The 7,021-nt window shown below is 70.3% G+C and carries 8 protein-coding genes; 6 read left to right on the top strand and 2 right to left on the bottom strand.

The genetic code is table 11. The annotated features are described in order from the left end of the window. Positions 1 to 50: 50 nt before the first annotated feature. Positions 51 to 1,085, bottom strand: a complete 1,035-nt coding sequence (gene pgfA, locus ACZ5CR_RS07605) for a cell envelope lipid trafficking protein PgfA (RefSeq protein WP_468854566.1) — start codon at positions 1,083 to 1,085, stop codon at positions 51 to 53. Positions 1,086 to 1,309: 224 nt separating this feature from the next. Here pgfA and ACZ5CR_RS07610 point away from each other — a divergent pair, with 224 nt between their 5' ends. From ACZ5CR_RS07610 to ACZ5CR_RS07625, 4 genes are all read left to right on the top strand, one after another. After that, positions 1,310 to 1,462 carry a hypothetical protein gene (locus ACZ5CR_RS07610; protein WP_383266769.1) on the top strand — a complete coding sequence of 51 codons (153 nt, stop codon included), beginning with the start codon at positions 1,310 to 1,312 and terminating at the stop codon, positions 1,460 to 1,462. Positions 1,463 to 1,468: 6 nt separating this feature from the next. Beyond that, on the top strand, positions 1,469 to 2,812 hold the full coding sequence (locus ACZ5CR_RS07615) for a PucR-like N-terminal domain-containing protein (RefSeq protein WP_468854568.1): 1,344 nt from the start codon (positions 1,469 to 1,471) through the stop codon (positions 2,810 to 2,812). Between the two features lie 146 nt (positions 2,813 to 2,958). Further along, entirely contained in the window at positions 2,959 to 3,807 is an 849-nt protein-coding gene (locus ACZ5CR_RS07620; protein WP_468854571.1) for an SMP-30/gluconolactonase/LRE family protein, read from the top strand. 151 nt (positions 3,808 to 3,958) lie between these two features. Next, entirely contained in the window at positions 3,959 to 4,663 is a 705-nt protein-coding gene (locus ACZ5CR_RS07625) for an SCO2400 family protein (RefSeq protein WP_468854574.1), read from the top strand. Positions 4,664 to 4,702: 39 nt separating this feature from the next. Here ACZ5CR_RS07625 and ACZ5CR_RS07630 read toward each other — a convergent pair whose 3' ends face one another. Continuing rightward, a complete protein-coding gene (locus tag ACZ5CR_RS07630; protein ID WP_468854576.1) occupies positions 4,703 to 5,152 on the bottom strand; it encodes a MarR family winged helix-turn-helix transcriptional regulator in 450 nt (149 codons plus the stop codon). A 127-nt stretch (positions 5,153 to 5,279) separates the two neighbouring features. Here ACZ5CR_RS07630 and ACZ5CR_RS07635 point away from each other — a divergent pair, with 127 nt between their 5' ends. Both ACZ5CR_RS07635 and ACZ5CR_RS07640 read left to right on the top strand, forming a co-directional pair. Next, entirely contained in the window at positions 5,280 to 6,323 is a 1,044-nt protein-coding gene (locus tag ACZ5CR_RS07635; RefSeq protein WP_468854577.1) for an NADP-dependent oxidoreductase, read from the top strand. 117 nt (positions 6,324 to 6,440) lie between these two features. After that, positions 6,441 to 6,869 carry an organic hydroperoxide resistance protein gene (locus ACZ5CR_RS07640; RefSeq protein ID WP_383266756.1) on the top strand — a complete coding sequence of 143 codons (429 nt, stop codon included), beginning with the start codon at positions 6,441 to 6,443 and terminating at the stop codon, positions 6,867 to 6,869. Positions 6,870 to 7,021 lie beyond the last annotated feature (152 nt).

Consider the following 7,021-nt stretch of genomic DNA (forward strand, 5'->3'; position numbering starts at 1 on the left):
GGCTACTCACCGAAGTGACAATTTCTCGCCTTTCAAGAGCTGACGTCTCATCACATCGTGCTTGGTTGCAGGGTGGTTGGGGACGTATCACCATGCGGACCGTCCGGCTCCGTCGCCGTACCCGGCCCGTCCGACCCGTGCGCCCCGCTGTCGGACCGCCGTCCCCGTACGACGAGGACGCCTCCCGCGATCACAAGCAGCCCACCCAGCGCACCCGCCCCGACGGGCAGCGTCTCGCCCACCAGCTCGAGGCGGCTGCTGTCGTCGTCGGCGAGCTTGACCTGCGCCTTCTGCGTCTTGGGCGTGAACGCGATGCGCTCGCTGTCGAGCAGCACCGTCGCGTCCTTGTCCGAGCCGGGCGCGCGCAGCGTCTTGCGGGGGCCGATCGCCGCGTAGATGATCCGGCCCGTGCGCTTGTCGGCGACCAGCTCGACGCCGTGGTTGGCGTACCACTCCTCGGCGAGCACGTTGCTGCGCTTGGGCTGACCCACCAGGCGGCCCGGCACAAGGCGGGTTCCGGTCTTCGCGGGCTTCACCTTCGCGGTGAAGCGGTAGCCCTCGTACCCCTGGATCTTCTTCGTGCCCCTGAAGGTCAGCGGGACGGTCGCGCCGAGCGTGTTGTCCCACCAGGTGTAGGAGCGTTTCTGCACGTCGAAGGGGAACTTGAGGTAGGCCTCGCCCTCGAAGTACGGCGTCTCGTCGCAGCAGTGCACCGGCTCGTTCGTCCTGCGGTCGGTGACCCAGCGCTCCGTCGTCCACTGGAGCGAATCGTGCGGGTCGGCGGCCGGGAGCGAGCTGTCCGGATCGACCGACGTGGACACGTCCCAGACCGCGTGCTCGTCGTCGCTGTCGTCCACGTCGCCGCGCACCTGACGCGTGATCGTGAGGTTCTTGTCGTGCACGGTCTTGATCTTCTCGGTGTCGAAATAGCTGCCCTTGCCCTTGAAGACCGTCGTGATGTCGACGTCGACGGGCGTGCGCTTCGCACGTGGCTCGACGTACCACGCGAGCATCGGGGCCAGGACGAGCAGAAAGACGCCGAGTCCGAGGAGGATCAGCGAGAGGGGAGAGGCTGTGCGGCGCATCCGGCACTCCTGGGGGCGGGTGAGAAGTGTTACCGAGCCGTATGGGGCCGGAACGCTAGGCGGACCCTTGACGAAGTGTCAATGCGTTGATGAGACTGGGCACTTGCCGGGCGGGGCCGGTTCGGGACTGTACGAACGACATCCGTGCGAACCGCACGGACGACATCCGTGCGACCAGTGCGACCTGGGTGGGGACGACCTCCAGCAGAGAGGCTGACCCTGACATGCACCGACTGCTCGCCGCCGGTCTGACCGCCGCAGCCGCCGCGGTTCTCGCCGTGGCCGCCGCCTTCGGCATCGTCGCCGCCCTGAACGCGACGCCGGAACAGCCCAACACGCCCCTTGTGCACTTCGAGGCTCCCCCACAGGGGCAGTGAGTGGCCGTGCCCGTGACCGAGAGCCAGGGGCTTCCCACCCGCTCGGCCTGGCGCGACGTACCGCCCGTGCAGGTACGGCAGTTCGCCGCGCTCGCCCTGGACGAAGTGCCCTCCCTCGCCCAGGACATCCTGCGGGAGATCCGCGCCGAGTATCCGGGGCTGCCCGTCGTCCTCGACGACTCGGGCGAGCCCATGGCGCTGATCGGCATCCGCCGCGCCCTCGAAGGGTTCGTCCAGCAGCTCGCGTCCGCCGAGGGGCGGCCGTGTTATCCGCTGGAGGTCTTCCAGGAGTTCGGCAGGGGTGAGGGCCTGCACGGCCGCAGCCTCGACTCGCTCCAGGCGATCTACCGTCTCGGGGTACGGCTCGCCTGGCGCCGCCTTGCCGAGATCGGCCAGAAGATCGAGATCCCGCCACCGGCCATGTACGAACTCGCCGAGTCGGGCTTCGAGTATCTGGACGGCCTGGTCGACCAGTCCGTACGCGGGTACGCCGAGGCCGCTGCCCGCCAGGCCGGTGAACGGCTGCGCCTGCAGCGGAAGTTGATGGAGCTGCTGCTCGCCGAGCGGCGCGGTGACTCAGGGGCCGGGGCGTCGGCCGATTCCGGGTCTGGTTCCGGTTCCGGTTCCGGTTCCGGTTCTGGTTCTGGTTCCGGGAGTGGCCCGCACTCCGCATCTAGGCGCCCCGGCGCCCGCAGCGCGCTCGACGAACGGGCCGCCCGCGTCGGCTGGCAGCTGCCCGAGCGGGTCGCCGTCGGCGTACTCCTGCGCCCGGCGAGGGAAGCCGTGGCGCCCGCCGTCGAACAGGGCGTCCTGCTCGACATGGAGACCGAACAGCCCCGCATGGTCGTCCCCGACCCGGAAGCGGCGGGCCGCCCCGAGCTGCTTCGGCGCGCCATGGCGGGCTGGTCCGGTGCGATCGGCCCGCCCGTACCGCTCGCCGACGCCGCGAAGTCACTGCGCTGGGCGGAGGCCGCGGTCCGCCTGATGGAGCGCGGGCTTCTGCCGTCGGGCGAGGTCCTGCACTGCACCGAGCACACCGAGGCCCTGGTCCTGCTCCAACCTGAGGAGCTCATCGAGGACTTGGCCCGCCGCTGCCTCGCCCCGCTCGCGCACTGCGGCCCCGCGCACGGCCGCCGCCTGGCCGAGACACTGCTCGCCTGGCTGGAGACGCGGGGCGGCGCACCGGAGGTCGCGGCCCGTCTCGGGGTGCATCCGCAGACGGTGCGCTACCGCCTGCGGCAGATCAGAGAACTGTGGGGCGACGAGGTCGACGACCCGGACCGCCGCTTCGAGATGGAACTCGTGCTCAGGGCAAGGCGGTTGCGAGGGGAGCTGGGGCGGGTGGTCTGAGATGGGCGGTCTGGGATGGGTGGGATGAGAAGGACGGGCTGAACAGGGCGGGCCGAGAAGGACGGGCTGAGCAGGGCGGGCCGAGAAGCACGGGCTGACCTGGAACTGGGGTGGGCCGTGCGGGGCCGTGCGGGTAGCCTGCCGCAATGGACATAGCGGTACGCGCGCAGGCAGCACTCGGCGAGGGCCCCACCTGGGACCATGCCGCCCAGCGGCTGATCTGGGTCGACATCCTGAGCTCACGCGTCCACACGTACGACCCGTCGACCGGGTACCGCTCGGTCATGGCCACCGAACAGCACGTCGGCGCCGCGAAGCCGCGCGCGGGAGGCGGCCTTGTGGTCAACCTCCGTGACGGCGTGGGCCTCTACGACTCCATGGCGGACGGCGGCGCGTTCCGCTGGCTGCACCACGAGGTCGTGCCGGGCCGCCGTGGCAACGACGCGGTGGTCGCCCCCGACGGCGCGCTCTGGGCGGGCACGATGCGCTACGACGAGGCGACGGGCGGCGGCAACCTGATCCGGCTGACCGGTGACGGCACCGCGACCGAGGTCTTCGGTGACGTGTCCGTCAGCAACGGCACGGGATGGAGCCCGGACGGCCGGTTGATGTACTACGTCGACACTCCGACGCGCCGCATCGACGTACTGGAACTGGGTGACAACCAACTCCCGCTCTCCAGGCGTCCCTTGGCGACCATCGAGGCCGACGCCGGATACCCCGACGGGCTCACCGTCGACGCCGATGGCTGCGTCTGGGTCGCCCTGTGGGACGGCGCCGCCGTCCGCCGCTACACCCCGTCCGGCGACCTGGACCGGGTGATCGAGCTGCCGGTGGCTCGCCCGACGGCGTGCGCGTTCGGCGGCGCGGGGCTGCGCGACCTGTACATCACCTCCGCCAGTACGGGACTTGCGGCGCCGCACCCCATGTCCGGATCCGTGCTCGTGGTGCCGGACGCCGGGCAGGGCGTGGAACAGGCGGCGTTCGCCGGTTAGCTTCGACGGTCAGGGGAGCCCCGAGACCGGGCAGGGAGAGGCGGTTTGCCCCATAGGGGAAGTCGATGCCGCTGGAACATTCGATTCCGCACACAACCTTCACGGCAGCGGCTTCCTCTGTTACCCGCGCCTCACTTAGCCTCCATGCCTCATGGACTACTGCCACCCGTGCCACAGGCACCTCAACGGCGCCCTGGCCTGCCCGGGGTGCGGAACCCCGGCCGAAGCCTGCCGTGAGTACGCGGAGGCGGTCGCGGCGCAGGCCGAACCGGACGATTCCGAGCGCGCGCACGACGATGCGCCACGCGGCAGGGGCCGCCGTCGGGAGCGCGGACGCCGGGCGCACCGGCGCAGACGCCGCAAGGTCCTGTTGATCACCGCGGGGCTCGCGCTCGCGGCCGGTGGCCTGAGCCTGGCGGAGCTCGGCACAGAGGGCCCCTCGGACGAACCGAGTGCGGCGTCCTCGCCGGACGGGGCAGGGAGCGAGTCCGCGTCGGGGGCGCCGACGGACCCGGAGAGCGGCGCGGCGACGGGCGCCGAGTCCGCCGCGGACGCGTCGGGCGCGCCTTCGGCGTCGGAGTCCGATGCGGCGTCCGCGAAGAAGGACAAGGAGTCCAAGGAGTCGAAGGGGGCGGGGAAAGCCAAGGGCGACGGGAAGTCGGATGAGGCCGACAAGGACCCTGATTCCGCCGCTCCGGTCACGACGTCCGCGCCCGACGACCCGGGTTCGCCGGATGCCCCGGACACCCCCGGAACCACGCGCCCCACACCCCCGCCGACCACACAGCAGCCCGATCCGACGCCCGAGCCCGAGCCCTCGGAGACGTGCGACCGCTTCCTGTGGTGGTGCACGTAGCGGTCGACCGCTACGTCGACCGCTACGAGGCGGGGGAGGTCACCCCGCGTCCTCGCCGACCATCCTCCGCAGCAGCCCGCGCAGCGAGAGCCGCTCCTCGCGGGTGAGCTCGGCCAGCGGCTCCCGCGCGAAGTCCAGCGAATCGCGCAGGCTGCGGGCGACCGTGAGGCCCTCCTCCGTCGGCGCCGCCAGCTTCACGCGGCGGTCGGCCGGGTCGGGCCGCCGCTCGACGAGTCCGCGCACCTCGAGCCGGTCGATGATCCCCGTGATGTTCGACGGCTCACACTTCAGTTTCTGGGCTATGCGCCGCATGGGAAGGGGCTCGATGGAGAGCAGCCCCAGAACGCGCGCCTGCGCGCCGGTGAGGGCGTGCTTGCCCGCCGCGGCGTCGTACTCCTCGTAGTAACGCGCGACGACCGTGCCGATGAGCTCGACGACTTCGAGCGTCAGAGGGTCGGTGCGCGGGGTGCGGGAGCTGGTGGTGGCCATGCGCTCCAGGCTACCCCGATACTTGACATCATGAAATATGTAGGAGCATGGTTGTTTCACAACCTGAAGCATTTCCGTCACAGCAGCCTGCTGGAAACGGCAGCCTGATCAGCAGGAGGACGCCCGCATGTCCGTCACCCCCGAGGCCCCCGGGTCCCAGCTCCCCGCCGTCAGCCGCGAATGGCACCTCGTGCGCCGCCCGCACGGCTGGCCGGTCCCGGAGGACTTCGCCCTGCGCGAGGCCCCCGTCTCCGTCCCGGCCGACGGCCAGATCCTCGTCCGCAACCTGCACTTCTCCGTGGACCCGTACATGCGCGGCCGGATGAACGACGTGAAGTCGTACACCCCGCCGTTCAAGCTGGACGAGCCCATGCAGGGCGGTGCGGTCGGCGAGGTCGTCGCGTCGAACGCCGAGGGCTTCGCGGTGGGCGACAACGTCCTGCACTTCGCGGGCTGGCGCGAGTACGCGACCCTCCCGGCCAAGCACGCCACCAAGGTGGACGCACAGGCCGCGCCGCTCTCGGCGTACCTCGGCGTGCTCGGCATGACGGGCCTGACCGCGTACGCGGGTCTCTTCGAGGTCGCCTCGTTCAAGGAGGGTGACTCGGTCTTCGTCTCCGGCGCCGCGGGCGCCGTCGGCTCCCAGGTCGGCCAGATGGCCAAGCTCAAGGGCGCTTCGCGCGTCATCGGCTCGGCGGGCTCGGACGAGAAGGTGAAGAAGCTCGTGGAGGAGTACGGCTTCGACGCCGCGTTCAACTACAAGGACCCGCGCCCGGTCGTCGAGCAGCTGAAGGACGCGGCCCCCGACGGCGTCGACGTCTACTTCGACAACGTGGGCGGCGAGCACCTCGAAGCCGCCATCAGCCGCATGAACGTGCACGGCCGTGCCACCATCTGCGGCATGATCGCGGCCTACAACAATACCGAGCCGACGCCGGGCCCGCGGAACATGGCCATGATCATCGGCAAGCGCCTGCGCCTCCAGGGCGTGCTCGTCGGGGATCACGAGGCGCTGCAGCCGCAGTTCGTCTCCGAGGTCGCCGGGTGGATCCGCTCCGGTGAGCTCAAGTACGACGAGACGTTCGTCGAGGGTGTCGAGAACGGCGTGGAGGCGTTCCTCGGCATGCTGCGCGGCGAGAACACGGGAAAGATGATCGTTTCCCTGGCCTGAGTCGCGGGCACGCGAGGTGCATCGCCGGAGTTCATCTTCCGGCATCCGATAAAGTGATTCCACATTGTCGCGACTGTGGGCGCGCATCGCGGAACATCTCAGGAGGAACCGGCACTTATGTCCATCCAGCAGATCGACGTCAAGTACACCGCCGTCGCCACCGCCGAGAACGGCCGTGACGGCCGCGTCGCCACCGATGACGGCAAGCTCGACGTCGTCGTCAACCCGCCGAAGGAGATGGGCGGCAGCGGCGCGGGCACCAACCCCGAGCAGCTCTTCGCGGCCGGCTACAGCGCTTGCTTCCAGGGCGCGCTCGGCGTGGTCGCCCGCAAGGAGAACGCCGACATCTCCGGCTCGACCGTGACCGCCAAGGTCGGCATCGGCTCGACCGAGGCCGGCGGCTTCGGCCTCGAGGTCGCGATCATCGCCTCCATCCCGAACGTGGACACGGCCACCGCGCAGTCCCTGATCGAGAAGGCGCACCAGGTGTGCCCGTACTCGAACGCCACGCGCGGCAACATCAAGGTGGAGCTCGCGGTCGCCTGATCACCGCGTCACGTACGTCTCGCGTACGTCTTTCGTACGTGGCGGGGGGGGGGGAACACAAAAAGAAGGCGGGCGGCCCCTCAGGTCGGTGTGCTGGGGTTCTCCCCCCTATCCACCCGATATGGTGGGGCCTCGCCCAGAAACGCGCCTTC

It is taken from the genome of Streptomyces sp. NPDC031274 (assembly GCF_055570235.1).

Excerpts from the sequence above, each read along its gene's own strand:
- pgfA (WP_468854566.1), bottom strand. The coding sequence starts at position 1,085 with ATGCGCCGCACAGCCTCTCCCCTCTCGCTGATCCTCCTCGGACTCGGC.
- ACZ5CR_RS07635 (WP_468854577.1), top strand. The coding sequence starts at position 5,280 with ATGTCCGTCACCCCCGAGGCCCCCGGGTCCCAGCTCCCCGCCGTCAGC.
- ACZ5CR_RS07620 (WP_468854571.1), top strand. The coding sequence starts at position 2,959 with ATGGACATAGCGGTACGCGCGCAGGCAGCACTCGGCGAGGGCCCCACC.
- ACZ5CR_RS07640 (WP_383266756.1), top strand. The coding sequence starts at position 6,441 with ATGTCCATCCAGCAGATCGACGTCAAGTACACCGCCGTCGCCACCGCC.
- ACZ5CR_RS07610 (WP_383266769.1), top strand. The coding sequence starts at position 1,310 with ATGCACCGACTGCTCGCCGCCGGTCTGACCGCCGCAGCCGCCGCGGTT.
- ACZ5CR_RS07630 (WP_468854576.1), bottom strand. The coding sequence starts at position 5,152 with ATGGCCACCACCAGCTCCCGCACCCCGCGCACCGACCCTCTGACGCTC.
- ACZ5CR_RS07625 (WP_468854574.1), top strand. The coding sequence starts at position 3,959 with ATGGACTACTGCCACCCGTGCCACAGGCACCTCAACGGCGCCCTGGCC.